The organism is Acinetobacter sp. COS3 (genome assembly GCF_000475335.1).
GTDB classification, from domain to species: domain Bacteria; phylum Pseudomonadota; class Gammaproteobacteria; order Pseudomonadales; family Moraxellaceae; genus Acinetobacter; species Acinetobacter venetianus.
Genome location: NZ_AXCD01000027.1, coordinates 45,093 through 62,297 on the forward strand (window position 1 = coordinate 45,093; position 17,205 = coordinate 62,297).

The 17,205-nt window shown below is 40.5% G+C and carries 14 protein-coding genes; 6 read left to right on the forward strand and 8 right to left on the reverse strand.

All coding sequences use genetic code 11. The annotated features are described in order from the left end of the window. Nucleotides 1-22: 22 nt before the first annotated feature. The 4 genes from IO68_RS27810 to cysM all read right to left on the reverse strand — a co-directional run bounded on the left by IO68_RS27810 (nt 23) and on the right by cysM (nt 5,650). Nucleotides 23-2,329, reverse strand: a complete 2,307-nt coding sequence (locus tag IO68_RS27810; RefSeq protein WP_023013686.1) for a RelA/SpoT family protein — start codon at nt 2,327-2,329, stop codon at nt 23-25. 31 nt (nt 2,330-2,360) lie between these two features. Beyond that, the gene (gene rlmD / locus IO68_RS27815; RefSeq protein ID WP_023013687.1) at nt 2,361-3,770 is read right to left on the reverse strand and encodes a 23S rRNA (uracil(1939)-C(5))-methyltransferase RlmD; all 1,410 of its coding nucleotides are present in this window, start codon (nt 3,768-3,770) and stop codon (nt 2,361-2,363) included. 9 nt (nt 3,771-3,779) lie between these two features. Continuing rightward, nucleotides 3,780-4,601, reverse strand: coding sequence for a 3'-5' exonuclease (locus IO68_RS27820; protein ID WP_004881755.1), 822 nt, complete (start codon nt 4,599-4,601; stop codon nt 3,780-3,782). Between the two features lie 125 nt (nt 4,602-4,726). Further along, nucleotides 4,727-5,650 (reverse strand): cysteine synthase CysM, encoded by a 924-nt coding sequence (gene cysM, locus IO68_RS27825; protein WP_023013688.1) that lies wholly within the window; start codon nt 5,648-5,650, stop codon nt 4,727-4,729. A gap of 147 nt (nt 5,651-5,797) precedes the next feature. Here cysM and IO68_RS27830 point away from each other — a divergent pair, with 147 nt between their 5' ends. The 5 genes from IO68_RS27830 to rsfS all read left to right on the forward strand — a co-directional run bounded on the left by IO68_RS27830 (nt 5,798) and on the right by rsfS (nt 11,793). After that, complete coding sequence (locus IO68_RS27830) at nt 5,798-8,608, forward strand: ATP-binding protein (protein WP_023013689.1); 2,811 nt, start codon at nt 5,798-5,800, stop codon at nt 8,606-8,608. Nucleotides 8,609-8,683: 75 nt separating this feature from the next. Beyond that, nucleotides 8,684-9,472 carry a crotonase/enoyl-CoA hydratase family protein gene (locus IO68_RS27835; RefSeq protein ID WP_023013690.1) on the forward strand — a complete coding sequence of 263 codons (789 nt, stop codon included), beginning with the start codon at nt 8,684-8,686 and terminating at the stop codon, nt 9,470-9,472. Nucleotides 9,473-9,627: 155 nt separating this feature from the next. Next, entirely contained in the window at nt 9,628-10,494 is an 867-nt protein-coding gene (locus IO68_RS27840; RefSeq protein WP_023013691.1) for an NAD(P)-dependent oxidoreductase, read from the forward strand. Between the two features lie 24 nt (nt 10,495-10,518). Continuing rightward, a complete protein-coding gene (locus tag IO68_RS27845) occupies nt 10,519-11,313 on the forward strand; it encodes a hydroxypyruvate isomerase family protein (RefSeq protein WP_004881744.1) in 795 nt (264 codons plus the stop codon). Nucleotides 11,314-11,394: 81 nt separating this feature from the next. Next, complete coding sequence (gene rsfS, locus IO68_RS27850; protein ID WP_004881741.1) at nt 11,395-11,793, forward strand: ribosome silencing factor; 399 nt, start codon at nt 11,395-11,397, stop codon at nt 11,791-11,793. Between the two features lie 44 nt (nt 11,794-11,837). Here the strand turns inward: rsfS and IO68_RS27855 are convergent, their stop codons facing one another. Together IO68_RS27855 and IO68_RS27860 are read right to left on the reverse strand one after the other, a co-directional pair. Then, nucleotides 11,838-12,455, reverse strand: a complete 618-nt coding sequence (locus tag IO68_RS27855; protein WP_023013692.1) for a hypothetical protein — start codon at nt 12,453-12,455, stop codon at nt 11,838-11,840. 12 nt (nt 12,456-12,467) lie between these two features. Further along, nucleotides 12,468-13,787, reverse strand: a complete 1,320-nt coding sequence (locus IO68_RS27860; RefSeq protein WP_023013693.1) for an ammonium transporter — start codon at nt 13,785-13,787, stop codon at nt 12,468-12,470. A gap of 262 nt (nt 13,788-14,049) precedes the next feature. On the opposite strand from IO68_RS27860, the gene IO68_RS27865 reads away from it, so the two are divergent. Continuing rightward, nucleotides 14,050-14,871: an SDR family NAD(P)-dependent oxidoreductase gene (locus IO68_RS27865; RefSeq protein WP_023013694.1), complete on the forward strand. Its 822-nt coding sequence runs from the start codon at nt 14,050-14,052 to the stop codon at nt 14,869-14,871. 94 nt (nt 14,872-14,965) lie between these two features. Here the strand turns inward: IO68_RS27865 and IO68_RS27870 are convergent, their stop codons facing one another. After that, a complete protein-coding gene (locus IO68_RS27870; RefSeq protein ID WP_023013695.1) occupies nt 14,966-15,544 on the reverse strand; it encodes a hypothetical protein in 579 nt (192 codons plus the stop codon). Between the two features lie 205 nt (nt 15,545-15,749). Beyond that, a complete protein-coding gene (locus IO68_RS27875; RefSeq protein ID WP_007479490.1) occupies nt 15,750-17,204 on the reverse strand; it encodes an NAD(P)(+) transhydrogenase (Re/Si-specific) subunit beta in 1,455 nt (484 codons plus the stop codon). Between the last annotated feature and the right edge of the window lies 1 nt (nt 17,205).

The following is a 17,205-nucleotide window of genomic DNA, read 5'->3' on the forward strand; positions in this document are numbered from 1 at the left end:
GCATTTACATGCAGCTTTTTTGTTAACTTCCCTGAACCAAGCGTCTTGCGCTAATAATTCCGGGTTGCTGTTCTAAACGAGCAAGCAAGCGAGATAATTGAGCCAAGCCTTTCACTTCGATCAACAATTTCATATTGGCAATCCCATCTGCTTCAGAAATGGTATTGACCTGACGGATATTAATTTGATCGGAGAAGATCACTTGCGTTAAGTCTTTGAGTAAGCCGCGACGATCATATGCTTCAACCACGATTTGTACACTCTGACCACGCGTTGGCTGCATTTCCCAATCCGCTTCAACAGCTCGCTCAGGTTCTTGTGTCGTCATACGAATATAATCAGGACAAGCAACTTTATGAATGCTTACACCACGATTCAACGTAATATAACCACCAATCGACTCACCATGTACTGGTTGACAGCACTGAGCAATATGTAGTTCAACGTTATCCAAACCATCAATTAAAATGCCATGCGCAGATAACGTATGACTAGCACGAGGATTTAACGCAGGTTTTAAAACAAGTTCTGGCTCATCTTGATCCAAATGCATCTGACGATTAACTTGATTAATCAACGCATGCAGACTGATATCACCACTGACCAACGCAACTAAAATATCATCGCCAGATTTAAAATTAAAATGTGAGCAATAATCTTTTAGATCAATACTTTTTGGGTGAATCGCTAAACGAGCAAGTTCTTTGTTTAACAGTTCACGCCCAACTTCTATATTCTTACTGCGATCTTGTTGTCTGAACCAATGACGTAGCTTGTCACGTGCACGGGCTGTTTTGATATAACCTAAAGAATTTACCAACCAATCACGATTTGGCTCACGATCTTTCTTGGTTAAAATCTCAACCTGCTCACCTGTTTTAAGCGTATAGGTTAATGGTACATAACGTTGGTTGACACGCGCAGCGTAACACTTATTACCCACTTCTGTATGCACATGATAGGCAAAATCAAGAACTGTCGAACCGCGTGGTAATTCTTTGATGTCACCATCACGGCTGAACACATAAATCTTTTCAAAATTTTCAAAATCTTGAATCTGATCTATACCATTTGACTCTTCATCTTCAGCATGTGGCGTTGTCTCTGTGCGTTCTTGATAGTGTTCAAGAACTGCACGTAAAGAATGCAAACGATGGTTAAATGAATGGTCTGTATTTTTCTCACCTTCTTTATAATTGAAGTGAGAGCAAACGCCAAGCTCAGCCTCATCGTGCATCTCAAAAGTACGGATTTGTACTTCCAAAGATTTATTTTCAGCAATTACAGCCGTATGCAATGAGCGATAGCCATTGGCTTTTGGATTGGTGACATAATCATCAAACTGGTTCGGAATATGACGCCAGATTTGGTGCACGATGCCCAAAGCATGATAGCAATCAGGTACGTTTTTCACGAGCACGCGAACCGCACGAATATCATAGAGCTGATCAAAGCTCAGATTCTTGCTTTTCATTTTTCGATAAATCGAATAAATATGCTTCACTCGTCCTGTTATTTCAGATTGGATGTCATTTTCACTTAATTCATTTTTAAGCTTATCAATCACAAACTGGATATATTGCTCACGCTCTAAACGCTTTTCATTAAGTAATGAAGCAATTTCTTTATAACGTTCAGGCGCTAAATAGCGGAATGCAAGATCTTCAAGCTCCCACTTAAGTTGTGCGATACCTAATCGGTGCGCTAGTGGCGAGTAGATGGTCAGAATTTCACGTGCAACACGCTCTTGACGCTCTTTACTTGCTGTAGCAAGTTCACGCAGTGCATAGGTTCGTTCTGCCAATTTGATTAAAACAACGCGCACATCTTCTGTGACCGAAATCAGCATTTTATAAATGCCGCTTAAATGCTCTCGTTGATTATTATTGAAATGATCTTCTAATCTTTTGTTCTTTTCAATTAACTCAGACAGTTTACCCATCGCAAGTGTACCTTTTACAAGGCTTAAAACTTGCTCGCCAAAATGCTCCTGAATATCCTCTAAAGTAATGAACCCTTCACGTACACTACGATATAACACTGCCGCTGACAATGTGTCTTCATCGACATGTAAATGTGCCAAAATATCTGCCATACCAATCCCTGTACTAAAGGTATTGGTACGATGATTAACCGTGGATTCCAACTCTCTTTCCAAGGTAAGCTGCGCAACTTTTTCAAGCTGCTTTAGCTCCGCCCCTTCCAAGATATCACGCACTCGATCTAGCCAAGACACTAGACCACTTTGCGCTTCAGCGGCATGTTCTACAGTCGTTTCCTCGGACAACTCATGGAGCGGTCCAGGTAACTGCTCACGTACTGTGACCATACCATTCTCCTCTGGATATGTAACTCATTTTCTAATCGTTTATCTCTTCGATCTTTTCAAGCTGCTCATTTTTTTCAAATAAGGCAATAGATTCAACATGTTCAGTATGCGTAAACATGTCCATCACTGCGGCTTTTTTGAGCTGATAGCCATATTGTGCCAGTACACCTGCATCCCTTGCCAGTGTAGATGGGTTACATGAAACATAAACGATTCTTTTCGCTCCAAAATTCGGTACATATTGCATAACCTCAAAAGCACCTGATCGTGGAGGATCAATTAATAATGCATCAAATCCTTGCTTCGCCCAAGAATGATGCGAAAAGTCTTTTGTTAAATCTTGTGAAAAGAACACGGCTTGAGTGCACTGGTTTGCTTTCGCATTCTCAGTTGCTCTATGTACCATCTCATCACTCGCCTCAACACCAACGACTTGACCAGTCTCACCAACACAACGTGCTAAAGGTAAAGAAAAATTACCTAATCCACAAAATAGATCAAGAACCCTTTCACCTTCTTGTAAATTAAGCAATTCACATGCCAAATGAACCATTCTTACATTTACTTCGCTATTTACCTGAGTAAAATCGAGTGGAGAGAACGCAAATTTGACTGCAAAATCATCCAAACTGTAGTGCAAACGCATCTCAGCCTGAGAATCATCAACGCGATGTAAACTCTCTATACCTTTCGGTTGAAAGTATAACTGCCACCCTCTGAGTAACGAAAATTGACGCAATTGGTTGACATCCGACACATTTAATTCGTCTAAGTGACGAATTAATAACGCAACCTCATGATCGCCCATGGCTAATTCTATATGACCAATATGCGCTTTGCCTGTTAGACTTTCGAGTAATTTTCGCAACTCTGGCAACGCATCAGACAAAGTTTGATCAAGTACTTTGCATTGCTGAATCGCAGTTAAATGATTACTGTGGTGTTCACGAAAACCCATCACCAATCGATTCTGCTTCGCAATATAACGAACACCAATTCTTGCACGACGACGATAGCCTGTTTTAGTTGCGCGAATTGGCTCTAACCATTGTTCAGGTTGCAAACCTGCAAAGTGCTGCAAATGCGACTGCAAAACATTTTGCTTTAAACGAATCTGCTCAGTTGGATCTATATGTTGCAAACTACAACCACCACAAGTCCCAAAATGCTGACAAATAGGGTCAATCCGTGAGACAGCTGGTTCACTTTCTAATTTCACCATCTCAGCTTCTTCAAGTCGACTGGTCTGATGTGTTACTTTCGCCTGAACCGTCTCACCGACTAAAGCATAGCGAATGAAAACTTTCTTACCATGCTTTTCTTTAGGATGATCAGGATGCGTACCATAATGCGCAATCCCTCGCCCCTCATGCGAAAATGCTTCAATCTGAAAGGTATAAATAGGATTTTGGACTGGTCGATGTTTCGTTTTATGTTTCAAAAGATGAACCTAAATTTGGGGCGCAAAAGTTTGAGCGGTGAATACAGTATATTGCGATGTTTGTTGCCATACCTGCAAAAAATCAGATTGTTGCGTTTGAGTTTGTAAATAATCAATCGTTGCTTGCATAAGCTGTTGATGATCTTGTTGATTCAGTTGACCTTTCAGTAATAACCAACGTAAGTAAACCAACCATGTATTAAGCACATCACCCTCACAATAGCTCGTTAATTTTAACCATTGTTCAGTTCGTACATATTCAGGCACATGATAACCCGATTCACCACGCTTCCCAGGAAAGCCAAGAAGGCAAGCAATATCATCTAATTTTTGGAAATTACGGCCATTAAACATTGCCATCACATCCATCAAGTCAACATGACGATGATGATAACGATTTTGATAGTTATTGAAGCGCTTCTGGTTATCAATTTCACCTTGGTCAAAAAGACTCGGTGCTGACAGACCGTGATACATTGCTCTGAATAGAATCACAGGCAAATCAAATTGCGAACCATTCCAACTCACGAGCGTTGGCTGCTTCTTATCAAAAATAGACAAGAACTTTGCCAGCATTTCAGCTTCAGAATTTTGCTCTTGGCTAAAAGAGAATAATCTAAACCCTTTTTCATCGATCCATAAACCTGAGATACAAACGATCTCATGTAATGGAAGACGCTGAAAATCCATCCCAGATTCTTGGCGACGAATTTTAGTCAGCGCTTGCTCAACATCAGCTTCAGGTAAATCAAGATGATATAAATGAGCGCCAGCTTTTAAATCAGTTAGCGTTTCAATATCAAAAACTAAAATTGGAAACCGTAAGCTCATATTAAAATCTCATTAAATCACTTCTGAGTAGCATTGCTACCCAAGCTCCCTTACAAAAGGAAGCAGCTCCCTCTTTTTCTCTTTATTAACGAGATGAGGAGCGGTATAGCTCCACAAGGGAGATTCTAATCTTGTACGGAGAATAATCCCGTTGATAGATAACGATCACCACGATCACAAATGATACAAACAATGACCGCATCAGGATTTTCTTCCGCAATACGTAATGAAGCCCAAACCGCGCCACCAGAAGAAGTACCCGCGCTAATACCTTCTTTACGCGCCAGTTGACGCATAGTACGTTCAGCTTCAATTTGCGGAATATCAATAATACGATCAACACGACTGCGATCAAAAATCGTTGGTAAATATTCTTCAGGCCAACGGCGAATACCAGCAATACTTGAACCATCTGAAGGTTGCAAACCAACAATCTGAATCTCTGGATTTTGTTCTTTTAAGTATTTGGAAACACCCATGATTGTACCCGTAGTTCCCATTGAACTCACAAAATGGGTAATCTTTCCGCCTGTTTGTTTCCAAATTTCAGGACCTGTAGTCAGATAATGAGCTTCTACATTGTCTGGATTACCAAACTGATTGAGCACATACCCTTTGCCTTCTGCTTGCATTTGCATGGCAAGGTCACGTGCACCTTCCATACCTTGTTGCTGCGTCACTTCTATTAATTCTGCGCCATAAGCCAACATTGCGTCTTTACGCTCTTGACTCATATTATTTGGCATAATCAATTTCATTTTATAGCCACGCATCGCTGCGACCATAGCGAGTGCAATCCCTGTATTACCACTGGTTGCTTCAATCAAGGTATCGCCCGGCTGAATTTGACCACGCTTTTCGGCTTGGAGAATCATGTTATACGCTGGACGATCTTTCACTGAACCAGCAGGATTATTGCCTTCTAATTTTGCTAATACCGTTGCGCTTGTATGACTTGCTAAACGCTGTAAACGCACCAGTGGGCTTTTACCAACATAATAGTCGAGTAAAAATTCGTCTGCTAGAAAATCAGTTTGCGTATTCGTCATGATCGACACCGATATTAAGGTGGCGTCTATTGTATGAAAAAAACGGAAATACTGCACCTTTTCAATATGCTTTTTATTGGCTGCTAATGCCTCGCTGTTATTAAAGCGTGCTAAGATGTTTTGCAGAATGATAAATCTGACCGCACTATGTCCAATTTCAATAAAACTTTATCGAAACGATTACGGCTCAATCATGCTTACGGACAACTGATTGCACTTATTTTAGTGCCGATTGCTATTTTGACCAGCGTGGGGACTCTTTGGGTTTTATCTGAAACAACAAATGCAGCAAAACAACAGCAACGTTCTGATGCTTCAGCAATTTTAGCGCGCTATCACCAAACAGCAATTGATTTACTCCGACTCGTGCAAGAAAGCCCAGATCAATATGATCGTGCGCAAAACATTCTGCAAAAAATGTTTGATGAAAAGAATCTGCAACGTGCGGTTTTAATCGACAACAAAGGTCAAACTTATCTCAGTGTTGGTTATCAAAATAACCGCTTCTGGCCAAGCTTTCCAAACAACAGTAATTTCTTTGGGCCAATCAAACACAATCACAACAGTATCTACGGTTCAAAACTAGATATTGGCAATCCAAACTCTGTCTGGCTCATGATCGAGTTAGATAACCAACCGCTTGAGTTGGCACGCTATAAAATTTTACTTTCTTTAGTTGTGACAGGCTTAATCACACTTCTTATTTTATTATTTTGTTTAAATGTATTCTCACGTCGCTGGTTAGCACCGCTCTACGAAATTCGTATGCAAATGCAGCGCCTTAATGCCGATACTTTAGATCAACACATTGTCGTCAATAGCACAGGTGAGTTACGCCTACTGCAAAGAGATATTGCCAATGTCGTGAAGCGTCTGCACTTTAGCTTTTTAGAATTAAAAGAACATACAGAACAAACGGAAGAAGATTTACGCCGTACTTTAGATACCTTAGAAGTTCAGAACATTACTTATCGTCAAGCACGCGACCAAGCGATTTCATCAAACCAATCAAAATCAGTATTTTTGGCCAATATCAGCCATGAACTAAGAACACCACTGAACAGTATTGATGGCTTTATTCACTTATTATTGCGTCAACAAAATTTAAGTAATGAGCAAAATCTCTATCTACAAACGATTCGTAAATCCTCTGCTCACCTATTGGCATTGATCAATGATGTATTAGATTTTTCTAAAATTGATGCTGGAAAATTAGAACTCGAAACCGCACCTTTTGATCTTGAGGAAGCCATCTTTGATGTGATGGATATGCTCTCTCCTCTAGCAGCGCAGAAACATATCAACATGGCATTCTACTATGCTGAAAACATCCCTCAGCATGTGATTGGCGATGCGTTACGTTTTAAGCAAATTCTCACCAACCTTATTTCTAACGCCATCAAATTTACACCAGACGGCGAAATCATTGTTCGTGTCCGTATGGAAGATGATGATATTGGCCAATGTTTACTACATTTCAGCGTACAGGATAGTGGTATCGGTCTAAGTGGCACAGACCGCAAACGTTTATTTGAATCTTTCTCTCAAGGTGATGCTTCCGTCACTCGTCAATTCGGTGGAACAGGACTCGGCTTAGCTATTTCTAAGCAACTTGTACACTTAATGCATGGTCAAATTGGCTTCGAGGATAACCAAGATCGTGCGCCAACGGATAAAGGTTCAACTTTCTGGTTCACAGCCCTATTTAAAGTTGAAGAAGAGCATGACTTTGTAGAGCACCCACATTTTGATCATTTGCAAGTGGTGTCTTATTTGGCTCACCCTGCAACTGCAAGCGTACTACGTTCGTATTTAGAAAATTATCATGTCTCACATATCGAAACGCAGTCGATATTGGATTTATTTAGTCGATTAAATCATCTAAATCAACAAGAAAGCACTTGGCTGATCGTCGACCATAGTGGTGATACTGAAGCGTTACTCAAAGAAATCCGCCAACGTTATAGTGGCAATTTAGCAGTTTATGGCTATCAAATGAGTCTTGAGCCAAACATGCTGAATGAATACCGTGCCCGCCCACTATATCAACCATTAAGCCGTCGTGAATTGGTTCAGTTGTTGGGCAATCAACCCATCTTCGAACAAGAGCCAGAAGACTTTAATGGTCAAGGGTTACACATCCTTGCAGTAGATGATCATCTGCCAAACCTGATCGTACTCGAAGCGTTATTAGGTGAATTGAATGTCACGACGACCAAAGCGCTGAGCGGTCAAAAGGCGATTGATATTATTCAAGAGCGTATCGAACAAAATCTTCCGCCATTTGACTTAGTCTTTATGGATATTCAAATGCCAGTTATGTCTGGGATTGATACCACCCGTGCAATACGTTCATTAGAGTCGACTTTAGATACAGGCATGCAACTGCCAATTATTGCGCTTACAGCCCATGCGCTTGCTGATGAGAAACAAAAACTATTAAAAGTAGGCATGAATGATTATGTAACAAAACCAATCCAAATGGAGCAGATCATTCAAATTCTTACCCATTGGACTAAGAATAATTTTATCGCTCAACCCATCGCCACAGAGCAAAAACACCCAATCGAATCAATTGATCCACAAATTCTAAATTGGCAGCAAAGTGTCCAGCTTGCAGCAAATAAAGAAGACCTTGCTCAAGATTTATTGCGAATGTTAGTTGACAGCTTTGAAGGTGAACTCACTGAAATGCAACAACTGATCGAACTTGAAGACTTCCCTCAATTAGAGCATGTACTACATCGCTTATATGGTGCTACTCGATATGTCGGGACACCGACATTGCAACGTGTTGCAGGTGAATTTGAGCAATTTGTTTCCACCTTACGCAAAGAACGCCGTAAAGCAGATGAGATATTCATTAATGAAACCAATCATCGTTTTAATGAGTTGAATTTTGCGATTGAGCAAGTCAGACAAGCAGCAAATCTCGTTCTATATGCTAATGAAAATTAATGTGACTGATGTGTCATGTTTCGCGATTAGGACTCATGCTATGCTGCCTCATCAAACACAATAAGAGTAAGGCAGATGGCACTTTTACGCGTTGAAAAGAACAATGGAATCGCAACAGTCTCTTTAAATCGTCCAGATAAACGTAATGCAATGAGCTTTGCTTTACTGAAAGAATTGGTTGCGACTGCAAAGAAAATTGAAAAAGATCGTTCAATTCGCTGTGTCATTTTAACGGGTGAAGCAAATGTCTTTAGTGCTGGCATCGACCTTTCTGATTTAAACAATCCAAAAAATACAGCATTTGCCGCATGGGAACTGATCAAACCAGGACAAAGCCTATTCCAAAAAGCATTCTTGATTTGGCAAAATCTGCCGATTCCAGTGATTGCGGCAATCGAAGGCTATTGCTTTGGTGCGGGTATGCAACTCGCACTTGCTGCTGACATTCGGATTGCAACACCGAATACTCAGATGTCGATTATGGAAAGCCGTTGGGGCTTAGTGCCAGATATGGGCTTAACTCGTTCATTGAAAGGCCTTATTGGTGTTGACTTAGCCAAAGAACTTACGCTCACTGCACGTATCTTTGATGCTGAATACGCTAAAGAAATTGGTCTGGTGACGCATTTGGATAATGATCCATTAGCAAAAGCAAATACGATTGCTCAAGAAATGCTTCAACGCTCTCCAGATGCAATTATGGCAGCGAAACGTGTACTTGATGCAATGGAACACCAACCAGAGAAAGCTTTACGCTTAGAAAAGCTGTGGCAACTTAAACTGCTGTTAGGTAAAAATAGCGGACTTGCACGCAAAAAGGATAAAAACCCTGAAGTGCAATTTCTCCCACGCCAATACAAATAAACAAAAAATCCATTCCTATAAAAATAGGAATGGATTACCTATATTCAACAGCTCACTTTTCCAAGCTAACCCTTAATTCAGTAAAGGTTGACTAGCAATAGCGCATCAACTCTGCGAGACTTCTTTAGGACAAGAACAAAGCATAGGCAAACAGCATGAAAATCGACCAACAAACCCCTATCGCCTTCTTAGGAATGGGCTTAATGGGCACAAGGATGACCAGTCGTCTTTTAAAGGCTGGCTATACTGTTGCTGTATGGAATCGTAGCCAACATGCTTGCGACCCGCTCATTCAAGAAGGTGCTCTCGCACTCGAACTTGAAGAAATCGCAAAATATCCCGTGATCTTGACTTGTCTTGCCGATGATAAAGCCGTGCAAAGTGTTTTTGCCCAAATTGAATCCTACTTACAACCCAATCAAATCATTGTAGATTTTTCCAGCCTCTCCGTAGCGGCGACGCTCGAACTTGCCCGAGCAAGTCAAGAGCAACAAGTCACATGGATTGACTCCCCTGTTTCAGGTGGAACACTCGGTGCAGAACAAGGCACTTTGGTGATCTTTGCGGGTGGAAATGCTGAGGCAATTCAACGTCTCAATCCTATTTACGATGTACTTTCCCAACGTGTCACTCGTATGGGTGAATCTGGAACTGGCCAAGCCACCAAAATTTGTAATCAGTTAATCGTGGCAGCAAATAGCACCTTGATTGCCGAAGCCGTTGCACTTGCCGATCAAGCTGGTGTCGATACCACATTACTTGCACCAGCACTTGCAGGCGGCTTCGCTGACTCAAAACCCTTTCAAATTCTTGCACCACGCATGGCAACTCATACCTTTGAACCCGTGCAATGGAAAGTACAAACCCTCTCTAAAGATTTAAATAATGCTGTTCAACTTGCAGAAGGCTTTAACTTAAACATTCCTGTTGCACAAAAAGCTCTACAACAGTTACAAGCCCACCAAGAAAATGGCTTTGCTGAGAATGATTTAGCTACTATCATTCAATATATAGAACAATAATTTATGAAATCAGGGAGTTTGAAAATGAGCCAACTTGCCATCAACTTATCCATGATTTTTACTGAAGTACCGTTAATTGAACGTTTTGCTTTAGCCCACGCACATGGATTCCAACACGTAGAAATACAGTTCCCCTATGAACTTGATATTTCGGATATACGCACTCAACTCGAACAATATAATTTATCACTTGGTTTGATCAACGTACCAGCAGGCGACCTCATGCAAGGTGGAAATGGACTAGCGGGTGTACCCGGAAGAGAGCTCGAGTTTCATCATGCCTTAGAGCTTGCAATCGAATACGCAAATGCACTCAATGTACCTCGTGTAAATATCCTCGCAGGCAAACAGCCCTTGGATGCTGATTTACTGCCTTGCCTAAACACGCTTTCAAATAACCTTAAACTTGCTTGCCATATGCTCACAGAACAAGGTATTGAACCTGTTATTGAAATGATCAATGGCACAGATATGCCCCGCTTTTTGGTACAAAATATTGCACAAGCTCAAGAAATGCTTGAGGCTGTTAATCATCCAAAACTGAAAATGCAATACGATTGCTACCATATGGCAATGATGGGTGAAGATGTTCTGACAGGTTTGCAAGAAAATTTGCATCAAATTGGGCATATTCAATTTGCAGATTGCCCAAATCGTAATGAGCCAGATACTGGAAATATCCCATACAAGCAGATCTTTGACTGGTTATTGCAAAGTGACTACCAAGGTCTAATCGCAGCTGAATACAGACCAAAAACTCAATCAGATCAATCTTTTGCATGGAAAAATAAGTATTTTTCAAATGATGTGAATACATAAACTGTTACTGCTGAAATTTGAATTCCATAGAGAAAAACGGTATATTTGACAATGAGCAATTGTCAGGAAAATATACCCTCTATGAATTTAGAACCATCGCCCAGCGCTTCTAATTCTCACGACCTAAAAATCAAAACATCCAACAAAGATGTACATGCTTGCTTAAAAGTTGTACATGAAGCCCTTACTGATGTAAAAGCCAAAGATATTTTAGAACTTGATGTAAGTTCTATTAGCAATGTTGCCGATGCGATTGTAATCGCAAGCGGTACTTCAACTCGTCATGTCAAAGCACTTGCTGACAATGTTGCTGATGAAGCACGTAAAGCAGGCTTCCGCCCACTCGGTGTCGAAGGTGAACGTGATGCTGAGTGGATCTTAATCGATCTAGGTTATGTCGTTGTACATGTAATGTTGCCTACTGCGCGTAAGTTTTATGACTTAGAAAGCTTATGGCGTGCACCAGAATCTGTAGCTTAAAAATTAGCTCAAAAAAAGCGACCGAATCGGTCGCTTTTTTATGCCTACAAAAACTGTTTTACATCTACCTCAGGATAGCGTTGCTTGATATCATTTTTAATCAGCGCATAGAGCTGATCAGCTTTGATCGGACCATAAAAGTCACAATAGATTGCATAAAGTACGGTAATCATCGGTGCATAATTTTGTGGTGAGAACTGTTGCAAAGACTCTCTCTCAGAACCAACGACATACCAATACTCCGCAAGCGATCGATGCTTCTTCATTTTGAGCTGTATTTCTTCAACAAACTCTAGATAATCATTTCGAGCCACAGATTTTAAAATCGCCACGACAAAATCATAGAATGCCTGAAATGAGTCAACCACCTCCTCCCCTTGCTTTGGAACAGCAACGCTTTTGTCATTTTTAACTTTTAAGCGTTGCTGTTTTTCTGCTACAGATATTTCATGTAATACTTGTCGTAACATATCTTTGCGCTGTAGACGCATCTCATCATTGGTGCAAATCTCACTCAGAAAACGATTTAAAACAAAAGAAGGTTGATTGCCATATTCACTTTCCCAATATTGCAAAACACGTTGTAAAACGGTATCAGGCATAAACTGAGCCAAGCCTTTCTCTACTGCTAATTTCTTTTGTTCAATGGTTAATTCAGCCATAACAAACGCCTCTTAGTGACGATGAGTAATATTGTCAGTTTCAAACGTTAAATCACGCTGGAACTCTGGATAAGACAGCTCCGCATGCTCGGTATAGTCTAAACCGCGTTGTTCATGCTGTTGTGACACTCGAAGTCCACCGAGAACTTTATCCAGTATTTTAAACATGATAAATGCAACTCCAAAACCCCAAATAAATGCCGCACCAACACCCAGTGCTTGTACACCGATTACATTCAAATTAAATGGATTACTTTCCAAGAAAATCCCCGCTGCAATGGTTCCCCATGCGCCACAAACTCCATGAACAGCAACAGCATCCACCACATCATCCAATTGCATTTTTTCTAAAAGCTGCGGAACAAACGTAATCAATAAACCCGCAAAAGCCCCTGTAATCACTGCATACAATGGAGACATGGTTGCGCATCCAGCCGTGATCGCAACCAATCCAGCTAATGATGCATTAATGGTGTAACGAATCAGTACTGCTTTAGATTGAATTAATGCAAGAATCATATAAGTCGCAGCAGCAGCACAAGCTGCCAGATGCGTATTCAAAGCAATTCGCCCAATACTGACACTTGCAGAAACAGTCGAAGCTGCATTAAAACCAAACCAAGCAAACCATAAAATAAATCCACCAAGCGCAACTAAAGGTAAGTTATGCCCTGCTAAAAAGTGGCTTTGCCCCTTACGTCCAAATCTTCCTAGGCGTGGCCCTAAGATAATAATTCCAGCCAATGCCACCCAACCACCGATAGAATGAACAACCGTTGAACCTGCAAAATCAATAAATCCGAGTGCTTTTAACCAACCATCACCACCAAACAAGCCACCCCAAGCCCAACTACCGAATATTGGATAAATCACACCACTCACAATAATTGCACTTACCACATAAGCCATGAAATGAATGCGTTCAGCCATCGCACCACTCGCAATCGTTGTCGCTGTAGCCGCAAACATCATTTGGAAAAACAGAAGATTCCAATGCCAATCATCTAAGGCATCAGGCATAAAATGACTTAATCCCACCCAACCTGTTTGATTAAGCCCAAACATCAAACCAAAACCAAACAGCCAAAAAACCAATCCCCCGATACACATATCCATATAGTTTTTCATGAGCACATTCACGGTGTTTTTACTACGTACAGACCCACTTTCAATCAGAGCAAATCCAGCTTGCATAAAAAAGACTAGTATCCCCCCAACAACCACCCAAACACTGTCTAATGAAATGCGAATTTCCTGAATATTTTGCACAGGTTCTGCTGAAGCCTGTGATGAGAGAAATAATAAAAATGGCAAAAAAATTATACTTTTCATAGAATTCCCCTAAAAAGATCAAGCAATTCAATGCAAAGAGAATGCCAAGATCAAAACAACTTCTTCTTAAAAATTCATTGATTTATTTTTATTCATCATAAAAAAAGCAGTGAAAGCACATGTTGATTATTAAAGGATTTTATCTAACTTATTTAACCATCTATCCGCTTGCAATAAATTTTGACATGACAAATTGTCAAAATTAACGCACTATAGAACCGTTTTGGAACTCGACGAATAAAAAGTATCTCAGGAGTAAAAAATGAAAGTGCTGATTACAGGTGCAAACACGGGTATTGGGTTTGCCACCGCTGAGCAATTAGTGAAACAAGGACAGCATGTCATCCTCGCTTGTCGCAATACAGAAAAAGCGAAAGCAGCACAAAATCGTCTTCTTGCATCAGGACAAGGTAAAGTTGATACTGTTCAACTCGACCTCAATAGTCTCGATGCAACAGCCCAAGCAGCAGATGAAATCGCCGACCGTTATGGTAGCTTAGATGTTTTGATTAATAATGCAGGACTCTTCGCCAAGACCAAACAGTTCACCCAAGATGGCTTTGAACAACAGTTCGGCGTGAACTATCTTGGGCATTTTTTGCTTACACACAAATTGATTCCTACTTTAGAGCAAGCGCCAAAAGCTCGAATTGTACATCTAGCATCAATTGCGCACTGGGCTGGTTCAATTAAACCTAATAAGTTTCGCGCAGAAGGTTTTTACAATCCGCTGTTTTATTATGGTCAATCTAAACTTGCTAACCTACTATTCAGCAACGCACTTGCGGAACGGTTAGCCAATAGCACAATCACCAATAATGCGCTGCATCCTGGTGGTGTTGCGTCAGATATTTATCGTGAATTACCAAAGCCTGTTTATGCAATCATGAAATTAGGTTTAGTCCCAACCTCTGTTCCAGCAAAGCTCATTACAGAAATGGCGATTGGTGATTCTTGGGCAAACCGAAATGGTGAATATGTGAGTGCTCATATGCCTGACTGGAAATCATCTCATGCTAAAAATCAACAACTCGCTCAAGATCTTTATGAAGAATCAATGAACCTAGTAGAAAAATATCTTTAAATTATCTGCATTTAAAAGCCGCCCAAGGGTGGCTTCATCAATCCTGATAGGAGGTCAGATTAGTGACTAGAACTATTGGATTTATTATAGAATTTTAATCATTAATTCTGTATTTTTCAATTACTTTATTTTCCAACTCACGAGTTACATTACTTGTAGTTCTATAAAAATCTTCATGTTCCATAAAATGCAGATTCCAAAAACCTAGCTCCTTACCATCCTTATCATATTCTTTTTGAGATTCAGGAGGTAGTAAATCAAAATTAGTAATTCGATAAAAATACAGATTTCCATTTTTGTCAAAATGATTGGTTCTACCGCCCTTTAGATCATATTCATCCATACTTCTAGCCATCAGTACAAATTGATTATTGATTAAAATATAATGATCCACCAGAAAACCAGCAATGCTACTCTTGATTTTTCGCTTTGAGTATTGCTCAGTGTAAGCCACTAAATTAAATTTTTCTCCAGAATAAATAGAAGTCGTAGCAACTCCATTTAAACGATTAATTATGGTTATTTCTTCATAGATAAAATTATTATCTTTATCTAAGCAGGTAATTTTAGAAGATACCCAAATAGATCGCTCCATACCAACATCTAAATCGTTCAATATAATTTTTCTTATCGGATAGTCTTCATGTGCTTCTTGAATTGTTACTTCGATCATGATGTAAAAATATGCATTAGAGCATTATTATCAGTATTTTTAGTCTATAAGATGTTTTCATTTTTTCAAGTAGCATGAATCTCTATTAGCCACCAAAATCAATTCACTTTATTCGCGGGATAGATTCAACGTTATGACAACACACAATACCTTTAATAAAAAAGCCACCCAAAGGTGGCTTCTTCAATCCGGATAGGAGGTCAGATTAGTGACCACCACCATTGATTGCTTTTGTCATATCTTCAACAACTTTCTTCGCATCACCGAAGATCATCATAGTTTTTTCATTGTAGAACAAGTCATTGTCTAAGCCAGCATAACCTGTTGCCATAGAACGTTTGATTACCATGATCGTACGAGCTTTATGCGCTTCAAGAATCGGCATACCATAGATAGGTGAGCTTGGATCATCTTTTGCCGCTGGGTTAACAACGTCATTCGCACCGATAACCAATACAACATCAGTTGCTGGGAAGTCAGAGTTGATCTCATCCATTTCCAAGATGTCTTCATACGCTACATCAGCTTCGGCAAGTAATACATTCATGTGACCAGGCATACGACCTGCAACTGGGTGAATCGCGAAGCGTACTTTTACACCTTGCTCTTTCAAGATTTCACATAATTCTTTTACCGCATTCTGTGCACGACCTTGCGCCATACCATAACCTGGTACGATCACAACGCTGTCTGCATTTGACATCAAGAAGCCTGCGTCATCTGCTGAACCAGAACGGTGATTACGTTGAACTTGAGCACCCTTGTCTGCTGTTGCAACTGCCGCGCCACCCATCGCACCACCAAACAATACGTTGATGATTGAACGGTTCATTGCCTTACACATAATGTAAGAAAGAATTGCACCCGAAGAACCGACTAGTGAACCCGCAACGATCAACATATTGTTTTCAAGTGTGAAACCAATACCTGCCGCAGCCCAACCAGAGAATGAGTTAAGAAGTGATACCACAACTGGCATATCACCACCACCTACTGGTGCAATCCAAACCCAACCGAATGCAAGTGCAAGCGCTGTCATTGCCCAGAATGCAGTCATATTACCAGTAGTGAAGAAATAGAAACCACATGCAAGCATTGCGATGAAAATCGTTGCTTGAACAGGTTTAACCCATGCACCAGAAATCGTTTTTGCCCATTTTTTCGCAGCAAGTTTACCGTAAGCAAATACAGATGCTGTAAAGGTAATCGCACCAACGAAACAGCCGACAAACAATTCAAATAAATGAACCGCACTCATGTGAGCATGTTGAACACCAGCAGTACTTAAGGCAGCTTCATTTTGCTCAAACAATACTGTTAATTGGTTGTTATGCAGAATTGCAGCAATCGCAATCAATACCGCAGCCAAACCAACTAATGAGTGCATCAACGCAACTGTTTCAGGCATTTGCGTCATTGGAACCGTTCTCGCACGAGCGATACCAACAATACCACCCAACACCATCGCACCAACGATCATCCAAACAACAGGATGTTCTGCAACGAAGAATGTCGTGATTACCGCAATAGTCATTGCGATCATACCGTAACGGTTACCTTGAATCGCAGTCTTAGGACCTGACAAACCACGTAACGTTAAGATAAAGAGGACTGCACCAACAAGGTAGAACCAATCCGCATAGTCTCGAATAAATTCCATC

Coding starts and splice junctions, on each gene's coding strand:
- IO68_RS27870 (WP_023013695.1), bottom strand. CDS start 15,544: ATGATCGAAGTAACAATTCAAGAAGCACATGAAGACTATCCGATAAGA.
- IO68_RS27820 (WP_004881755.1), bottom strand. CDS start 4,601: ATGAGCTTACGGTTTCCAATTTTAGTTTTTGATATTGAAACGCTAACT.
- IO68_RS27860 (WP_023013693.1), bottom strand. CDS start 13,787: ATGAAAAGTATAATTTTTTTGCCATTTTTATTATTTCTCTCATCACAG.
- rsfS (WP_004881741.1), top strand. CDS start 11,395: ATGAATTTAGAACCATCGCCCAGCGCTTCTAATTCTCACGACCTAAAA.
- IO68_RS27845 (WP_004881744.1), top strand. CDS start 10,519: ATGAGCCAACTTGCCATCAACTTATCCATGATTTTTACTGAAGTACCG.
- IO68_RS27875 (WP_007479490.1), bottom strand. CDS start 17,204: ATGGAATTTATTCGAGACTATGCGGATTGGTTCTACCTTGTTGGTGCA.
- IO68_RS27840 (WP_023013691.1), top strand. CDS start 9,628: ATGAAAATCGACCAACAAACCCCTATCGCCTTCTTAGGAATGGGCTTA.
- IO68_RS27835 (WP_023013690.1), top strand. CDS start 8,684: ATGGCACTTTTACGCGTTGAAAAGAACAATGGAATCGCAACAGTCTCT.
- IO68_RS27865 (WP_023013694.1), top strand. CDS start 14,050: ATGAAAGTGCTGATTACAGGTGCAAACACGGGTATTGGGTTTGCCACC.
- IO68_RS27855 (WP_023013692.1), bottom strand. CDS start 12,455: ATGGCTGAATTAACCATTGAACAAAAGAAATTAGCAGTAGAGAAAGGC.
- cysM (WP_023013688.1), bottom strand. CDS start 5,650: ATGACGAATACGCAAACTGATTTTCTAGCAGACGAATTTTTACTCGAC.
- IO68_RS27810 (WP_023013686.1), bottom strand. CDS start 2,329: ATGGTCACAGTACGTGAGCAGTTACCTGGACCGCTCCATGAGTTGTCC.
- IO68_RS27830 (WP_023013689.1), top strand. CDS start 5,798: ATGTCCAATTTCAATAAAACTTTATCGAAACGATTACGGCTCAATCAT.